Here is a 17,990-nt window from a genome sequence, read left to right on the forward strand (position 1 = left end):
GCAATCGACGGCACAGTGGTGAATGTTAATGGTGTGAACTACACCGTGACAGCAGCGGATATTACCAACGGCTTCATCACAGCGACTCTTGCCGCAACAGCAGCAGATCCTGTGACTGGTCAGATTGTGATTCATGCTGAGGCTGTAGATGCACAAGGTAACGTAGATGTTGCTGATGCAGATGTAACGGTAACTCTAGATGTTACTCCACCTGATATCACTACAACTGTGTTAGCAATTGACCCAGTTACTGCTGATAACATTCTAGATGCGACAGAAGCTGGTGGACCAGTGACCTTAACAGGTACATTGACCAACATCCCTACAGATGCCGTAACAACAGGTGTTGTGGTTACTGTAAATGGTGTTGACTATACAGCCACAGTTGATGCCGTAGCAGGTACTTGGACAGTTGATGTAGCTGGTAGTGGTCTTGCAGCAGATTCAGACTTAACTGTTGATGCTACTGCGACATTCACAGACCTCGCAGGAAACACTAGTACACTTCAAGATACGCAAACTTATACTCTTGCAAGCTCTATCATTGCCTTTGATAACACTGATACAGCAGTACTTGCACCTCAACCATTGCTTGTACAAGATGATGCAGCTCTAGGTAGCAAAACATACTTAGCTCTTGTGTCACTTGCTGGACTTGATTTGCAACTTGGTTCTGAAGCGATTGGCTTTACAGTTGGTGCAGGTGATGAAGGTAACGCAACCTTTACGTACAGTGCTTTAATTGGCGTAGATGCATTATCTGATTATTCTCTAGTCCTTCAGAAATTTGATACAACAACGGGGCAATGGACTTCTGTCTATGGTGGTGGCCAAGCAGACATTCTTGATCTTACTTTATTAGGTACAACTCCTAGTGTAGTGATTGATGGTTTAGAAGAAGGTCAATACCGTGCATTCATGACTTATAACGGTCTTCTAGGTATTGGTTTACTTGGTACCTTAACTGGCACAATGGATGTTTATGACACGACGCAAGTAGGTGGATACTACACTGAAGTTGCTGATGGTAACGTCATCACAGAAGTGAATGGTTCAGGTGAAGTAGACATCGTGACTCCAACAACAGTTGTAAGTGCAGTTAACGGTCAGCCTGTTGTAGCAGATGGCACGATCATTAATGGTGCTTACGGTACATTGGAAATCAACCTTGATGGTTCATATACTTATACACCTACTGCAAGTGCAGCTGGTGTTGGTCAAACAGATGTGTTTGTCTACACATTAACCGATCCTGTAACTGGGGACACTGCTCAAGCAAATCTCAATATTCAATTGAGCTCTGTGAAAGCTGCAGACAACCTAGCAGTTGCTGAAATTAATCCAGAATCGTTGCTTGTTGCAGATGACGTAGCTCTTGGTAGTGCAAGTTACTTAGCAGCAGTTTCTCTCGCTGGTTTGAACTTACAATTACTAGGTGATGCAACCATTGCATTTAATGTGGATGCAGACCGAGAAGGTACAGCTACATTTACCTTCAGTGGATTACTCACTGCGAATGTATTAAGTGACTACTCACTAGTTGTTCAAAAATACGATGCAACTACTGGACAATGGGTATCTATTGGTGGAACTAACCCAGAAGCTTCGCTCATTGATCTATCTCTGATTGGTGGAGTAGCAACTGCTGTAGTGGATGGCTTAGAACCAGGTCAGTACCGTGCATTTATCGGTTATGACGGATTGTTAGGTGTAGGTCTAGGCGGAACATTAACTGGTACGATGGATGTCTATAATCCATATATCGTGGCTGGTTACTCTGTCGAGCCAATTTCTGGCAACGTTATTAAAGATGTTGGTATCAACGGTGCAGTTGATGCTGCAACCCATGACGCTATTATCTCAACAGTTAATGGAAATGCAGTAAGTGCAACTGGTACAACTACGATTGCAGGTACTTACGGTACATTGGTAATTGATCAAAATGGTAACTACACTTACACACCAAATGCGAATGGACTAAATCTCGGACAAGTTGATGAGTTTACTTATACGTTACTCGATCCAGTTACGGGCAATAGTTCTCAAGCGACTCTATATGTTCACTTGGATAGTGATAGTGTGGATATGACTTGGAACGCTAATGATCCATCTCAACCAGCTGTTATCACAAGCCCAGTTCCTGTTGATGCAATGGATAACGTTGCTTCAGCAGCAATTGACATGGTTTATCCAACGACACAACAAGTCTTTGATAATGCAATTAGCTATAACTGGTTACTTGGTGTTGGTGGAGTTGTTATCGGTACTAAACAAGGTACTGCGACATTTACAGTTGATCCAGGCCATATTACTGAAGCAATTATCTCAGTGAACTTTGGTTCAGTTGCAACGATTGTTGATGGTTTACATGTGGTATTAACACGAGTTAATCCAGACGGCACTCGTACAGTAGTAGCAGATAGTGCAGATACAGGGGTACTTGATTTATTAGGTATCTTTGGGTCTGAGGTGAAATTCAAGGTTGATAACTTAGGTTCTGGTACTTATGAGTTGTTTATGGAGAGCAATACGCTTCTTACAGCTCTAGGTAGTGTCACTGCGGATATTACTTTGAATAATGGCGATATTACTCAAGTACCTAGCTTAGTAGTGGATCCTATCATTGGTAATGTTCTGTCAGATGATAACTCTGCTGTATATGGACCAAACTATACGCCAGATTACATTACGACAACTTCAGTTGTGACTTCAGTGACTTCTGAAAATGGTAATACATCAGCTGTGAGTGTAGGTTCATCAGCAACAATTGTAGGTGCTTATGGTACTTTAACAATTAACGCGGATGGTACTTATAGTTATCAGGCTACAGCTAACACGTTAAATATAGGAAAAGTAGATAGCTTTACCTATACCGTGACAGATCCAGCAACTGGTAGAACAGACACGGCAACATTGCATATCCAAATTGGTTCACCTGATGTGGATATCACTTGGGATACAGCTAACCCAGGTGTAGATGCGGTAATTCCTGCACCAGTAGCCAATGCGGATACTAGTGATGCAACAATCAGCATGAAACAGGTAACTGATGCTGTTGTTGATGTACCAAGTGGTAACGTATCGCTTAGTACATTACCACCAGTTTTAAGCAGTACAGTGACATCGAACCAGTTTGTTGTTGCTGCCAATACTGTAACTGATGTACATGTTCAGCTGAATTATTTAGCATCTTTAAGTCTATCTGTTCTACCGACGACAGGTTATAAGATCCAGCAGTTTGTAGGCGGTGTATGGGTAGATACAGTTTATTCAGGTTCTTCGACAGCCTTGGCAGGTGTGTTGGGTGCTCCAGCATACTCGGCTGATGTATCTCACTTATCTGCTGGTACTTATAGAGTTGTGTTTAGCTTATCTAGTTTGCTTCCAATTGGTAATATGTCACTTGATTCGGTTGTGACTACAAAAACAACTCATCTAGATCAATACACACCTGATGGTTTAACAGATTGGATTCATGGCAATATCTTGGTAGGTGATACTACTGGTGGAGTTGCAGACACTACAGTTGCTTCTCAATTGTATGTTGAAGTTACACCAGGAAACTACCAAATTGCTGCTGGTCAAGCGATTAATACTGGTGAAGGTACCTTGTACCTCTACAATGATGGTTCGTACTATTACAAACCATTAGATAGTGCAGCAAATGCTACGATTGATACGATTAACTACAAACTTGTATCAGTTACGGGCGCTGAATCTACCAGCACATTAACGATTGATTTGAGTCAAGAGTTGAACAGCCTTGCTGTAAGTACCAGTGCGAACGATACATTTACGCTTGGTAATGGCTCGGATACCTTGATTTACAACACATTAACAGCTGCAAGTGTAAATAGTGCAACTGGTGGTAATGGTGTAGATGTATGGAATGATTTCCATGTAGGTAATACGGCAACTGATACTCAAGCTGATAAGATTGATATTAGTAACTTATTACTTGGCAATCCAAACAGTTTAACCATTGGACAATATGTATCTGTAAGCTACGATGCTACGACTCAAAACGCTACAATTAGTGTAGATCGTGACGGTTTAGGTCTTACTTATTCAAATACTCAATTGTTGACAATTCATCTAGATGAATCTCGAACTTCATTGACCCTCAATGATCTTCTCAACAATGGTCAAATTATCTATTAATAGATAATTAACCAAGTAAAAAAAGAGCCTTCGGGCTCTTTTTTTTACATCTAAACAATACGTTAATCTAGCTTTTAGCTTGTCCGTGCTATGATGTATTGAAAACTTTATAGAACAACAAATAACGGATAGGGACTAAATTCGAGTGACGGCATTTTTAAAATTCCAAAGACAAATGAACCTTTGGTTAGAGCAAATTGTTCAACACGTTCCGAGTCTTAAACAGGATATTATTTTATTTTTATCTTATGGCCCTAAAGATCAAAGATGTAGTGCTTGGCACAGTGAGAAAACAAATTTAGAGCAGGCTAAAAAACAACTATTAGATTTTATTGATGACCAGTTTGCACATGAACCACTTTCTGATTATATAAAAATTGATGTGGCATACAACTTAACGAAACAAGCTTGGAAGGAAGTAGAGCAGCAGGTTCACCATCAATTTCACAACAACCACTACCGTAAAGGGATTGGTTTTGATGAACACTGTTCAGTGGCTTTTCTTGAGCAAGAGATTTATGGAAAAGCAATCATTCGAGGCTTGAGCTACGACAAACCGAACTTTTTTGATGAAACAAACCTAAATTATGCCGTTAAGCAAAAATATAACGCTCCAAAACCACAGATTAAATTACAAGAACTGCAAGACATTTGGACTTTTGATACCTACGCAGCATTTTATGAAAATGAGGAATTTATTAACTTAGCGAGTGGTTATGATGTAAATGGAATTAGAGGAATTTCAAGCAATAAAAAACAGCATTTTCAGCATCTAATTGAGCAAAATTCGGAATTTCTGCATAACCAGATTCAAGAAAATGGCAAATTTATATATGGCTGTTTTTCTGCTTATGATCGTGACATTCGTAACTACAATACGGTGCGTCACTGTACCTCGGTATATGCCTTAGTAGAAACATTTGAAGTGCAAAGCAAGCCAGAATATTGGCCCAAAATATATGCTGCCATTCACTATGCACTGACCAACTTTTATAAAGAAAAAGACTCAGAAACTGCCTTTATGATTGATGGTAAAGAAGGGGAGTTTGAAATTAAATTAGGTGCCAATGCGGCTGCTATTTTAATGTTAACAAAATATCAAGAAATTACTCAAAAAAGTGATTATCAAAAATATGCAGAGAAACTCGCAAATGGTATTTTAAAGCTAGTAGATTCAAGTGGCTCAACGACACATGTATTAAATTATCCAGATTATAGTTTAAAAGAAAAATTCAGGATTATTTATTATGATGGTGAAGCTGCTTTAGCATTATTACGTTTATATCAAATTAACCAAGATTCTAGATTATTAGAAACTGTTAAATTAATGTTTGAATGTTTTATTGAAAAGAGATATGAAAAATATCATGATCATTGGTTAAGTTATTGTACAAATGAACTCACTAAAATATGCCCTGAAGATAAATATTTTATTTTTGGTTTAAATAATTATTTAAAACATTTTATTTTTATTAAAAATCGAAAAACAACCTATGCAACTTTATTAGAAATGTTAATGGCTGCTTATAAAATGGTGAACCGTTTAAAAGAGCAGGGGCGAACGGTACTTTTTGAGCAGGCTTATATCTTCGAGCTTCAAAAGCTAATTGAGTTTAGAGCTGATTTCCAAACGACAGGCTTTTTTTATCCGGAAATGGCGATGTATATGGCGCGGCCAGATAAAATTTTACATGCGTTTTATATTCGCCATGACCGTTTTCGAGTAAGGATTGATGATCAAGAACATAACTTATCGGGTTACATCGCTTACGTTAAAGACTACAAAGGTGATGAGCCATGAAGTATCAACCCGTTGAGATCAAGCTATTAGCACATATCGATACGACAAGTTTTGATGAAGCTATATGGCAATTCGAATTTGATAATGATATTTCTACATTACTGCTAATCGACTATGCACTAGAACAATTTCAGCAAAAAAAAGTACAGGCTCAAGACGTCTATGTTGTGCCACAAAAAATGAGTGAGCAAATTGGACAGCAAAATTTAGGTTTAAAAAAATCGGAAAGTTATACATTTACCGAACTATTGCAGTTCTTAATTTTTACTCAAGCAGCAGATGTAAAAGATGCTTTAAGTAAGATGCTCTGCGGTACAAATGAGCAAGCCTATTTAATTTTGTCAAAAAGAGCTGTTACCTATAATTTAAATTTGAAAAAAGAAAATATACAAAACCAGTTAAAACATTTGTTTTTATTAGTTAAAAATATTTATAGCCAGCCAGCTGAAATTAGAAAACTTTTCTTTATAAAAGAGCTGAATTTTAAAGGAAAGTCTTATCTACCACAGACTCTATTAATGGCACAGAATGTAGTAGAGGTTTTATATCTTACAAATTCATTTAGAAAAATTTATCTGACGTTCTTTGAGGAAAACCAGACTATTGGTTTCTTTTCTTTTTTAGATGATATTTATCGTGCTGAGCACTTAATTCCTTACTATCATTGTTTTCAAGCACAGAAGGTAACATCTAAAATTTGTTCCACCCCCAGCGGTATTATTAACATTTTAGGGGATACCTACTTTGGGGAAATCTACACTGAAAAGCGTAAGGCGAGAGGACAAACGGATGCTCTGCAACAGTATGGATATGACTATTCATTTGAAAAAATAAAAGCCTTTTTAGGGGAACATGACGTAAATATCGCTAATTTTGAAGCAGTCTTTTCTTTAGAAAATCAATCTCCTTTAGTACATAAAAAGCTATTTATTCTTAAAGCTGATGCCGAACAAACATTAGCAGAGTTCAAAAATATTCACCTTAACCATGTGGTATTGGCAAATAACCATTTAAAAGATTATGGGGATCGTGGATTAACTTATACATTACAACAATTTGATCGGGCCAATATTTCTTATATTGGGGCAGGCCTAAATCAAAAAGATGCTCATAACTACTTTGAAATCACTTTTAATAACAAGCATTACGCTATTTTTAACGGCTATTGGCACAGAGACACGGCCTATTTAGATTATGATTTTTATGCTTTAGGTCATAAAAATGGAGTTGCGTGTTTAAATGGAGTTTTGCTTGAACAAATAGGCTGTTATAAGCAGACTCACCCTGTGCATAAAATTATTGTTATTTGCCATTGGGGTATCGATTTTAAGCCAATTACAAAAGAGCAGAACAAGCTTGCTGATATTTTGACTCAAGCTGGTGCGGACCTCGTTATCGGTCATGGAGCTCATACCATTCAACCGATTAAAGTGATTAATCAGAAGCCTGTGGTATTTGGTATTGGCAATGCGGTTTTTAATAGCAATGGTGAATATACAGAGCAAAATGCTTTACCGTATGGATGTATAGCACGGCTAGATTTGTCAAAAGATCGACTGCGTTTATATCCAATCTATACCAATAATTTGAAAACATTTTGGCAACCGCATCCAGTCAATGAAGACGATTTTTCAGAGGCCAGCAATTATATGACTTCATTACTGACTCCTGAAAATTATTATGCAGCACAAGATGATTTAGGTTTTTACGTCGAAATGAGTTTTTAAAATCTTTATGGATAACGTTGGTAATTTTCTAAAATTGTTTGAAGTTGGACCGGTGTAAAACCTAAATTTCTAAGTCCACCGCTGCCACGTTTACATTCGGCACTCGCCATGATGTTGGTTGGTGTACGTTTTGTAGCATTCGGCGCGCAGACATGTTTTAGTCCGAACACATGCCCCATTTCATGTACGCTACCAGCCTGAATATTATAATTGAGTCGGTTCCAATCTAATAAAACAAAAGGTTTACCATTATTACGAAATGCTCTACTTGTTACATCTTCAAATTTCCATTTAGTAGAATAGGCATCATAAATAAAAACGATGACTTCCTTGCTGGCAGTTCTTTTAGGAAAGCAGGTGTTTACACTGGCAGGAATAGTTTCAGTAGAGATCGGGTAGGGTTGATTGATCTGCTGCTTTAAATCGCAATGTAATTTTGAAAACTCCTCAAAAGGGATATAACGGTGTAATTTGAATTTAAAAATCTTATTATTTTTATCATCTACATAATATTTATTTAATATTTTGATTTCTTTACGCATCTGTTGGTAATTATCAAACTTCGTAGCTTCTGGAGAATTAGTGGTAAATACGAATGTGACAGGAACGATAGGGCGGCCATCTATTGATACTTTAGGTACTTCTCCTGAAGGAATAGGAGGGCGAGTAGTACAAGAAGCGCACAGTAAAGTCCCAGTAACCACCAATAATATTTTTTTCATGCAGATTTCCCTCAAGCCCACCTTGGATTGCATTTAGTTTTAGTCAAAAATTTTTATATGATATGAATTATGTCAATTTTTATGGAGTCCATTTTGACGACTCAGTATGAACTACATCGGCAGATTTTAGAAGTCATTGCTTTGATTCCTTACGGAAAAGTCGCAACTTATGGGCAAGTGGCTCGTATGGCAGGGTTACCTAAACATGCGAGATTAGTTGGCTATGTTTTGAAACATCTTGAAGCGGATCATCAAGTCCCTTGGTATCGGGTTATTAATTCTCAAGGCAAAATTAGCCTAAGTAAATTTAATGACAAGGGTGAAAATGTTCAGCAGTTAAAGCTAGAAGCTGAAGGAGTCTATTTATTAAACGGTAAAGTAAACTTAAAGCAATTTGCTTGGCAGCCTTAATGTTCAGATTAGAGCGTAATTACACATGAAAAAGAGTAATAAACGGTTTAGTGGAGCAATATTATTTTTAAGTTTGCTGGCACAGATGAGTTATGCATAAAAGAGGGGCTTCAGCTCAATCTCTTAAGAAATAAAAGCCTATCTTGCTCAATTTAGCGAAGACAGGCAATCTCACTTTAGCGCACAATTAAAACAGGAATATGGCTTTCACCTAAGACTTTTTGTGCCACACTTCCTAATACAAGTTTTCGGACCCCAGTGCGGCCATGAGAGCCCATAACAATCAGATCTGCATTTAAGTCTCGAGCGGCCTGAATAATTTCTTCATGTACAACAAAACCTTCCAGCAGTTTAGTTTCAACAGTGATGCCTTCATTAGAAAATTGTTGTTTTGCTTGCTCTAAAATATCGAGTAAATAAGTTCGTGTGCGTTCAATCAGCTCATTGGTTTGACCAGTTTTTACATAGGCGTCAGCAATAAACGGATCAAGAGCCATAACTTGCACAACCGTAATTTTGCTATTTAACGCTTTTCCCAGTTTGATTGCCTCTTTCATGGCAATTATAGAAGTTTCAGAACCATCAATTGGCACAAGAATATGTTGATATAACATGAGTGTTTTCCTTATTGTAATGATGCTTATTTATTCAATACTTTATACTTATTTTTTGACGATTTAAATTCAAGCACGTAATCATTTGTGAGTTTATAACAACAAATTTTTGTAGATATATTTTTATAGATTCCGCAAATTTTCCATATGTGTAGATAAAGCATCTATATCTTCAGTTTGTAGATACTCACGTATTTTTAAAAATTGCTTCTCATTCAAATCATAAAGTTTTAAAGCAAGCAGTTTGTCGATTTGTTCTTGAGGAAAGCGATATTTAATAATTTTAGCAGGTACACCACCGACAATTGCATAGGGTGGAACATCTTTAGTTACCACAGCTCCAGTTGCAACCACTGCACCTTCACCAAGTTTTACCCCTTGCATAATCATTGCACGGCTACCAATCCAGCATCCATCGGCAATTACAGTATCACCAGCTGCTAAAAAACTACGGGTATCAAAAGGGAAAGTCGAAATCCAATCTGGTCTATGAAGTTGGTTGCCACCCATCATAATGACGCATCCAGCGCCAAAACAAACAAAATTACCAATATAAAGTTGGTCAATTGGTTTGTCTGGTGTCGAGGCTTTATCATGTAAATAACGCACGACACAACGTTCAAAACCTTGATCCCAATAAGCTGAATAATATGAGTAATGACCTTTAATATGGATATTTGGGTTTTTAACAGTTTTATGGATAAATTCAAATTCACACCAATGACGAACTGGAGAGTTAATTAAAGAGTTATCCATGTGTGATTTCCCAAAAATATATTAATAGTATTGAATAAAAACCCCTCATAAAGAGGGGCTATTTGTGCATTATCTTAGAGATATTCTACACTTACGATTTCATATTCGACTTCGCCTTGAGGAGTCACGATTTTTACTTCATCGCCTTCACTCTTACTCAAAAGACCACGTGCGATTGGTGAGTTCACCGAGATTTTATTAATTTTAAAATCTGCTTCGTCATCGCCAACAATTTTATAAGTTTTACGTTCTTCAGTATCAAGATTTTCAATTGTTACTGTTACACCAAAAACAACACGGCCATTTTGCTCAAGTGTTTTAACATCAATTTCTTGAGCAGCGCCTAATTTACCTTCGATATCCTGAATACGGCCTTCACAGAAACCTTGCTGTTCACGTGCAGCATGATATTCAGCATTTTCCTTTAAGTCGCCATGTTCACGTGCTTCTGCAATAGCTTGAATAATACGTGGACGTTCAACAGATTTTAAATGTTGTAATTCTTTCTCTAAGGCAATTTTACCTTCAGGGGTCATTGGATAGCGTTGCATTTTGGTCCCTCTTAATTTGAGAAAACACAGTTAAAAAAAATGAAAAAATCCCGCCACCGATAAGGTGACGGGACTTATCGGTAACAAATTAACCTACAGTTAAATCTTGCAAGCGGTATACATCCATTGGCAATTTCACATCAAAAGCTTGGCAAACAGCTTCTGCACCATTGATAGTCGTTGTGTAATACACTTTGCCTTGTAGGGCAGCACGACGAATCATTGCAGAATCATATTGAGCTTGTTTACCTTCAGTGGTATTGACAATAAGGTGTATTTCACCATTTTTCAAGCGGTCAACAATATGTGGACGACCTTCAGTCACTTTATTCACAGATTCGCATTCTAAACCTGCTTCTTTAAGCACTTGGTATGTACCACCTGTTGCAATAAGCTTGAAGCCATATGCAGCTAATTTCTTAGCGATATCTGCAATATATTTCTTGTCAGATTCACGTACAGATAAGAAAGCATGTTTTACTTCGCCTTCAGTTGGTAAACCTGGTAAGCGATCATTTGAGCCTAAAACAGCTTTATAGAATGCTTCACCAAATGTTTTACCAACACCCATTACTTCACCTGTAGATTTCATCTCAGGTCCAAGCATTGGGTCTACGCCTTGGAATTTAGCGAATGGGAAAACAGCTTCTTTAACAGCAAAGTGTGTTGGAATGATTTCTTTAGTAAACCCTTGAGATTCAAGAGATTGACCAGCCATACAACGTGCAGCTACTTTTGCTAAAGAATCACCAATACATTTCGATACGAATGGAACTGTACGTGAAGCACGTGGGTTAACTTCAAGAACGTAAACATCATCGCCTTTAACTGCGAACTGAACGTTCATCAAACCAACCACACCAAGTTCTTTTGCCATCGCAACAGTTTGACGACGCATTTCATCCTGAATTTCTTTAGATAAAGAATAAGGAGGAATTGAACATGCAGAGTCACCTGAGTGAATACCTGCTTGTTCGATGTGCTGCATGATGCCGCCGATCACAACGTCTTTACCGTCAGATACACAGTCAACATCAACTTCAGTTGCATCATCAAGGAAACGGTCAAGAAGAACAGGAGCTTCGTTAGATGCCTGAACTGCTTCACGAAGGTAACGTTTAAGTTCTTCTTCGTTGTATACGATTTCCATTGCACGACCACCTAATACATAAGATGGACGAACAACTAACGGATAACCTACTTTCGCAGCTTCAGAGATACCTTCTTCAGCAGATTTTACAATGCTGTTGTTTGGTTGACGAAGCTGTAAACGTTGGATCATTTGCTGGAAACGTTCACGGTCTTCTGCACGGTCAATTGCATCTGGTGATGTACCAATAATTGGTGTACCAGCTTCTTCTAAAGCACGTGCCAATTTAAGAGGTGTTTGACCACCGTACTGTACGATCACGCCTTTTGGCTTCTCTGTACGTACGATTTCAAGTACATCTTCAAGTGTTACAGGTTCGAAGTACAAACGATCTGATGTATCGTAGTCAGTAGAAACAGTTTCAGGGTTACAGTTAACCATGATTGTTTCATAACCATCTTCACGCATAGCTAATGCAGCGTGTACACAGCAGTAGTCAAATTCGATACCTTGACCAATACGGTTTGGACCACCACCAATAACCATGATCTTGTCACGATTTGATGGATTTGCTTCACACTCTTCATCGTAAGTTGAATACATGTATGCAGTACCAGATTCAAACTCGGCAGCACATGTATCAACACGTTTGTAAACAGGATAAACACCTAAGTTCCAACGTTGTTTACGGAATTGCTTTTGTGAAATACCCATGAGGTGCGCAATACGAAGGTCAGATAAACCTTTGCGTTTGAAAGCACGGATATTGTCAGCGTTTAAGTCACCAAAACCTAAAGCTTTTACTTCAGCTTCAGTTTTAACGATGTCTTGAATTTGAATGAGGAACCAACGATCAATTTTGGTTGCTTCAAACACTTCATCTAAAGAGAAACCATGACGGAAAGCGTCTGCTACATACCAAATACGCTCAGGGCCTGGAACTTTAAGCTCTTTTAAAATGGTTTCTTTTGCATTTGTTGCGCCAGCTTCGATTTTTTCATCGAAACCGCTTACACCAACTTCAAGACCACGTAATGCTTTTTGTACAGATTCCTGGAAGTTACGGCCAATTGCCATGACTTCACCAACAGATTTCATCTGAGTGGTAAGAACTGGTTCAGCTTGCGGGAATTTCTCGAAGTTAAAACGAGGAATCTTCGTTACAACATAGTCAATCGATGGTTCGAAGCTTGCAGGAGTCACGCCACCAGTGATGTCATTTTTCAATTCATCAAGGGTATAACCAACAGCAAGTTTTGCTGCGATTTTTGCGATTGGGAAACCTGTTGCTTTAGAAGCAAGAGCAGATGAACGAGATACACGTGGGTTCATCTCAATGACAACCATACGTCCATCTTTCGGGTTAATACCGAACTGAACGTTAGAACCACCTGTTTCAACACCAATTTCACGAAGAACTGCAACCGAAGCATTACGCATCAATTGATATTCTTTGTCTGTTAATGTCTGAGCAGGAGCAACGGTAATTGAGTCACCCGTGTGAACGCCCATTGGGTCAAAGTTTTCGATCGCACATACGATAATACAGTTGTCGTTTTTGTCACGAACAACTTCCATTTCGTATTCTTTCCAGCCAATTAAAGATTCATCAATCAATAACTGGTGAGTAGGAGAGAGGTCAAAACCACGTTCACAAATTTCAAGGAATTCTTCGCGGTTATATGCAATACCACCGCCCGAACCACCCATTGTAAATGATGGACGGATAATTACTGGGAAACCAAAGCGTGACTGGATTGCTAAAGCTTCTTCCATTGTTTCAGCAATGGCAGCTTTTGGACATTCCAATCCAATTTTACGCATAGCGATATCGAAGAGTTTACGATCTTCGGCTTTCTCAATCGCTTCTTTGCTTGCGCCAATTAACTCAACATTATATTTTTCAAGAACACCATGCTCATCAAGTGCGAGGGCACAGTTCAATGCAGTTTGACCACCCATAGTTGGTAATACTGCATCTGGACGTTCTTTTTCAATAATCTGTGCAACTGTTTGCCAAGTAATCGGCTCAATATAAGTTGCATCAGCCATTGAAGGATCTGTCATGATGGTAGCTGGGTTAGAGTTAACCAAAATAACACGATAGCCTTCTTCACGAAGTGCTTTACATGCTTGAGCACCTGAGTAGTCAAACTCACATGCCTGTCCAATCACAATCGGGCCAGCACCAATAATTAAGATGCTTTTAATATCCGTACGTTTAGGCATTATTCGCTCCGTAATTACTGTTTAGATGCTTCGATAAGTTCGATGAAATGATCGAACAAAGGTGCACAATCATGTGGACCAGGACTCGCTTCAGGGTGACCTTGGAAGCTGAAAGCTGGTTTGTCTGTGCGGTGAATACCTTGTAAGGTGCCATCGAACAATGATTTATGTGTTGCTTTTAAGTTAGCCGGTAAAGTTTCTGCATCTACAGCGAAACCATGGTTCTGTGAAGTAATCATCACTGTACCATCTTCAAGATTTTGTACAGGGTGGTTAGCACCGTGGTGACCATGGTTCATTTTTACAGTTTTTGCACCAGAAGCGAGTGCCAAGATTTGGTGGCCTAAGCAAATACCAAATACAGGTAATGTTGTGGTTTCAACAATAGTTTTTACAGCTTCGATTGCGTAATCACAAGCAGCTGGATCGCCAGGACCATTTGAGAGGAATACGCCATCCGGATTAAGTGCCAATACTTTTTCAGCCGGAGTTTCTGCAGGAACAACGGTTAGTTTGCAACCGCGGTCTGCAAGCATACGCAAGATGTTGGTTTTGACACCGTAATCGTATGCAACTACATGATATTTTAATTCAGGTTGAGAGAAGCCTTGGCCTAAGGTCCATGAACCTTCAGACCATTCAAAACCAGTTGGATCACAACATTCTTTTGCAAGGTCTAAGCCGTTTAAGCCACCAAAAGCACGAGCTTTTGCAATTGCTTCTTCTTCAGTAATATTTTCACCAGCAAGGATGCATCCGTTTTGTGCACCCGTCTGACGTAAAATACGTGTTAATTTACGCGTATCGATATCTGCGATTGCAACAACATTGTGTTCTTGCAGATATTCACTCAATGACTGCTCAGCACGGAAGTTACTGTGTAGTAGAGGAAGGTCACGAATAATTAAACCATTCGCCCATACTTTATGGATACGACCAGATTCAACGTCTTCCGCGTTGCAACCAGTGTTACCAATATGTGGGTAAGTTAATGTCACAATTTGTTGTGCATAACTTGGGTCAGTCAAAATTTCTTGATAGCCTGTCATGGCTGTGTTAAAAACGACTTCTCCAGTCGTATTTCCCGTTGCGCCGATTGACGTTCCTTTAAAGATCGTTCCATCTGCGAGGGCTAAAATGGCGGGGATGCTCAAACCAAAGCTCCTGAATTTCGGCTGTAAAAAAGCGAGTAGACCCAAAAAAGATCGGCAATGTTTGGATAAAACATGCCCTCCCTATCGGTCTGCCCGCTTGTAACTTAACAGCGCATTATACGCATGGAACCCTCTAAAGTCTATTTCTTTTCTGCTAAAAAATATAATTCATTGCTTGCTTTTTACAAAAAAATATCCGCTTATCTGAATTAGATACTTTTGATAAATTGTCTAACAATTTGCAAGGAGAATTCTTGGAACTGGATTTATTGTATTGCTAGTTAAAAAATAAACAATATGAGGAAATAGTATGAGCAATAATGAAGTTTCAAAAGATGTGAGTGAAAAAACTCAAGCAGTAGTGGAGTCGGTAAAAGCTGAGGTTGCTGAAGTGAAAGAAGCCATAGCTGCAACTACAACTAAGGCTAAAAAAACAGTAACTGCTAAAACTGCACAGGTAAAAGAAACTGTTGCTGAAAAAACTGAGCAAGTTAAAGAAGTTGCTACTGAAGCTAAAGCTCAGGTAAAAGAGGCAATTGCTGAAACTCAAGAACAAGTCCAAGAAGTTTTAAGCGAGGCTCAAGAGAAAATTGAAGCTGAAACTCACGAGTTAAATAAAAATATTCAAAATCAATTTGTCCAAATTAAACAAGATATTTTACAACGTCTTGATGTGATTAAGGCTCAGTTTAGTACTTCGCAAGAAGGTTTATCTGATCTTAAAAATGCTTTGAAAGCAGAAATTAATGCGCTTATTGAAGATTTAACAAAAGTGAGCAAAGAGCTTAAAGGTGATATTAGCCAGATTTCTTTGAAACACAAAGATTCTCTAAGTGAAAGTATTAAACGTACTAAAAATAATGCAGTCGAAGCTTGGAATAAAGCACGAGACAATTAATGATCTCTGCTTTGGTCCAGCTATAAAAAAGCGAGAATTAATTTCTCGCTTTTTTATTTTTAGAACTGATGTAACCAGTCACGTTTATTATGGAAATCTGCACTTTTTCCACTATGCTGCATTGCATAGTACTGCATACCTTCTTTGGTTTTTAAAACTGTAGTTAAACCTAAATAAAGGTTTGCCCATTTCAAGCGATGCTGTTGCATAAATTGCCCTAAATCGAGACTAACATTTAAGCCATAGTGAGTACGCTTGAGATGATTCAGTTCAATATCATAAGCAGCAAGGGGAGGTATACTTTCTGGATAGCGATATTCTTCAAACTGATATGACTGCCATGCTTGAGAAGGGGAAAGATTAATCTCCCGATAATAATCTTCATCATGCACGCCAACAAAAATTTCGAAACAAGTTTCTTCCCACAAAAAATCTTGACGAGGATGAGCCGCGACTTCTTGAGGCCAGATAATAAGTTGATTTGGATCACGAATCCAAAAACCGATATTTAAAGTATAGGGTGCTTGCTGTTCAATTGCGCCAACAACGGAAACAGCATGAAAACGATCAAAAGCTGAAAGTTCGTAACTTGCCATAGTTTGTCAAATTAAATTAGTTTGCTAAGTGAGCGTGACGAACAAGATTAGACAAGTGCTGGTTTTGTTTAGCAGCTTTTTTGTAAAGCAAAACAATTTTACCAATTTTTTGCACAGCTTCTGCCCCAGTTGCTTCTACAATTGCTTCAATTGTTGCAGTACGCGCTTCACGGTCTTCACCAGCAATCTTAACTTTAATAAGTTCATGGTCGTTTAAAGCACGAAGCGTTTCTTCGATTACCGCGTCTGTTAAGCCTTGTCCACCAATCATGACAACTGGATTAAGCACATGACCAATTTGACGTAAACGTTTACGTTCATGGATAGATAAAGCGGCCATTAAAAATACCTGATTTTAAAAACGGCTTAGTATAGCAAAAAACTTAAATCCAGATGTACGAAAAACTGTATAAATAATCGATCAACATTATTGGAAAAAAACTGTAAAACTTAGTGAGATTACGCTACATCCGTACTGTAATGAGAGTAATTTTCACGTACAATGAACGATCAGAAGTTTTTTTGATATTTAGTGAGTTATGGCAACACGCATTACAAACCAGAAATTGTCGAAAAGTAGTCGTGCGTGGATGAGAGAACATCTAGACGATCCTTTTGTTAAAAAAGCTCAAAAGGAAGGGTATCGTGCTCGAGCGGCCTATAAACTTCTTGAAATTCAAGAAAAATATAAGCTGATCAAGCCAGGCATGACGGTAGTAGATTTAGGCGCGGCTCCTGGTAGTTGGTCTCAAATCGCTGGGAAACTTGTTGGTAGCAAAGGTTTAGTGATTGCTTCCGATATTTTGCCTATGGATGCTTTGCCTGATGTCACTTTCTTACAAGGCGACTTTAGAGAAGAAGATGTATTTGAAAAATTGTTAAATATTTTAAATGGGCGACAAGTAGACATTGTAATTTCTGATATGGCCCCCAATACATCTGGTAATAGGGCTGTTGATCAACCTAGACAGATTTACTTGTGTGAACTGGCTTTAGATTTTGCTCAAAAGGTTCTTGGTCCTAATGGACAACTTGTGGTTAAAGTGTTCCAAGGTGCAGGATTTGATGAGTTTCGTAAACAAGTAGTTGATAGTTTTGATGTGTTAAAAACAGTAAAACCAGCAGCTTCTCGTGCACGATCTAAAGAAGTTTTTTTGGTTGGACAAGGGCGTAAGAAAGCATTGCAATAAAGTTTACTTGCCAAGCTCCTAAAAATTGTGCATTTTGTACTTTTAGGTTATCCGCAAGCAATACAGTTGCTGCTTTTATGACGATCGGCC

At 38.4% G+C, this 17,990-nt stretch carries 14 protein-coding genes and 1 pseudogene; 7 read left to right on the plus strand and 8 right to left on the minus strand.

Going from position 1 to position 17,990, the window contains the following annotated elements; genetic code table 11:
* The 3 genes from ACS604_RS11230 to ACS604_RS11240 form a co-directional block, all read left to right on the plus strand.
* The coding region (locus tag ACS604_RS11230) for a beta strand repeat-containing protein (protein WP_474771820.1) at positions 1 to 4,161 on the plus strand (4,161 nt) is incomplete at its 5' end.
* 145 nt (positions 4,162 to 4,306) lie between these two features.
* A complete protein-coding gene (locus tag ACS604_RS11235) occupies positions 4,307 to 5,962 on the plus strand; it encodes a glycoside hydrolase family protein (RefSeq protein WP_440202699.1) in 1,656 nt (551 codons plus the stop codon).
* A complete protein-coding gene (locus ACS604_RS11240; RefSeq protein ID WP_474771821.1) occupies positions 5,959 to 7,689 on the plus strand; it encodes a CapA family protein in 1,731 nt (576 codons plus the stop codon). The genes ACS604_RS11235 and ACS604_RS11240 overlap by 4 nt, the downstream gene beginning before the upstream one ends.
* A 5-nt stretch (positions 7,690 to 7,694) precedes the next feature.
* Here ACS604_RS11240 and ACS604_RS11245 read toward each other — a convergent pair whose 3' ends face one another.
* Positions 7,695 to 8,411, minus strand: a complete 717-nt coding sequence (locus ACS604_RS11245) for a zinc metalloprotease (RefSeq protein WP_174729983.1) — start codon at positions 8,409 to 8,411, stop codon at positions 7,695 to 7,697.
* 81 nt (positions 8,412 to 8,492) lie between these two features.
* Between ACS604_RS11245 and ACS604_RS11250 the strand changes: the two genes are divergently transcribed.
* Positions 8,493 to 8,822, plus strand: coding sequence for an MGMT family protein (locus tag ACS604_RS11250; RefSeq protein WP_081309557.1), 330 nt, complete (start codon positions 8,493 to 8,495; stop codon positions 8,820 to 8,822).
* A 176-nt stretch (positions 8,823 to 8,998) separates the two neighbouring features.
* Here ACS604_RS11250 and ACS604_RS11255 read toward each other — a convergent pair whose 3' ends face one another.
* From ACS604_RS11255 to carA, 5 genes are all read right to left on the minus strand, one after another.
* On the minus strand, positions 8,999 to 9,436 hold the full coding sequence (locus ACS604_RS11255) for a universal stress protein (protein WP_353158079.1): 438 nt from the start codon (positions 9,434 to 9,436) through the stop codon (positions 8,999 to 9,001).
* A gap of 123 nt (positions 9,437 to 9,559) precedes the next feature.
* Entirely contained in the window at positions 9,560 to 10,192 is a 633-nt protein-coding gene (locus ACS604_RS11260; RefSeq protein WP_474771822.1) for a CatB-related O-acetyltransferase, read from the minus strand.
* 74 nt (positions 10,193 to 10,266) lie between these two features.
* Entirely contained in the window at positions 10,267 to 10,743 is a 477-nt protein-coding gene (gene greA, locus ACS604_RS11265; protein WP_005307940.1) for a transcription elongation factor GreA, read from the minus strand.
* 88 nt (positions 10,744 to 10,831) lie between these two features.
* Complete coding sequence (gene carB / locus ACS604_RS11270) at positions 10,832 to 14,062, minus strand: carbamoyl-phosphate synthase large subunit (RefSeq protein WP_004790453.1); 3,231 nt, start codon at positions 14,060 to 14,062, stop codon at positions 10,832 to 10,834.
* A gap of 14 nt (positions 14,063 to 14,076) precedes the next feature.
* Complete coding sequence (carA, locus tag ACS604_RS11275; protein WP_004790455.1) at positions 14,077 to 15,216, minus strand: glutamine-hydrolyzing carbamoyl-phosphate synthase small subunit; 1,140 nt, start codon at positions 15,214 to 15,216, stop codon at positions 14,077 to 14,079.
* 123 nt (positions 15,217 to 15,339) lie between these two features.
* Here carA and ACS604_RS11280 point away from each other — a divergent pair.
* Both ACS604_RS11280 and ACS604_RS11285 read left to right on the plus strand, forming a co-directional pair.
* Positions 15,340 to 15,497, plus strand: a pseudogene (locus tag ACS604_RS11280) (hypothetical protein).
* Positions 15,498 to 15,526: 29 nt separating this feature from the next.
* Positions 15,527 to 16,114 carry a hypothetical protein gene (locus ACS604_RS11285; protein WP_004790458.1) on the plus strand — a complete coding sequence of 196 codons (588 nt, stop codon included), beginning with the start codon at positions 15,527 to 15,529 and terminating at the stop codon, positions 16,112 to 16,114.
* Between the two features lie 59 nt (positions 16,115 to 16,173).
* Here ACS604_RS11285 and ACS604_RS11290 read toward each other — a convergent pair whose 3' ends face one another.
* Both ACS604_RS11290 and yhbY read right to left on the minus strand, forming a co-directional pair.
* Entirely contained in the window at positions 16,174 to 16,710 is a 537-nt protein-coding gene (locus ACS604_RS11290) for a DOMON-like domain-containing protein (protein ID WP_004790459.1), read from the minus strand.
* A 16-nt stretch (positions 16,711 to 16,726) separates the two neighbouring features.
* Positions 16,727 to 17,050, minus strand: coding sequence for a ribosome assembly RNA-binding protein YhbY (yhbY, locus tag ACS604_RS11295; RefSeq protein WP_004790462.1), 324 nt, complete (start codon positions 17,048 to 17,050; stop codon positions 16,727 to 16,729).
* Positions 17,051 to 17,249: 199 nt separating this feature from the next.
* Between yhbY and rlmE the strand changes: the two genes are divergently transcribed.
* Positions 17,250 to 17,900, plus strand: a complete 651-nt coding sequence (rlmE, locus tag ACS604_RS11300; RefSeq protein WP_004790464.1) for a 23S rRNA (uridine(2552)-2'-O)-methyltransferase RlmE — start codon at positions 17,250 to 17,252, stop codon at positions 17,898 to 17,900.
* The last annotated feature ends 90 nt before the right edge of the window (positions 17,901 to 17,990 follow it).

The organism is Acinetobacter sp. Li1LvA2, assembly GCF_056156705.1.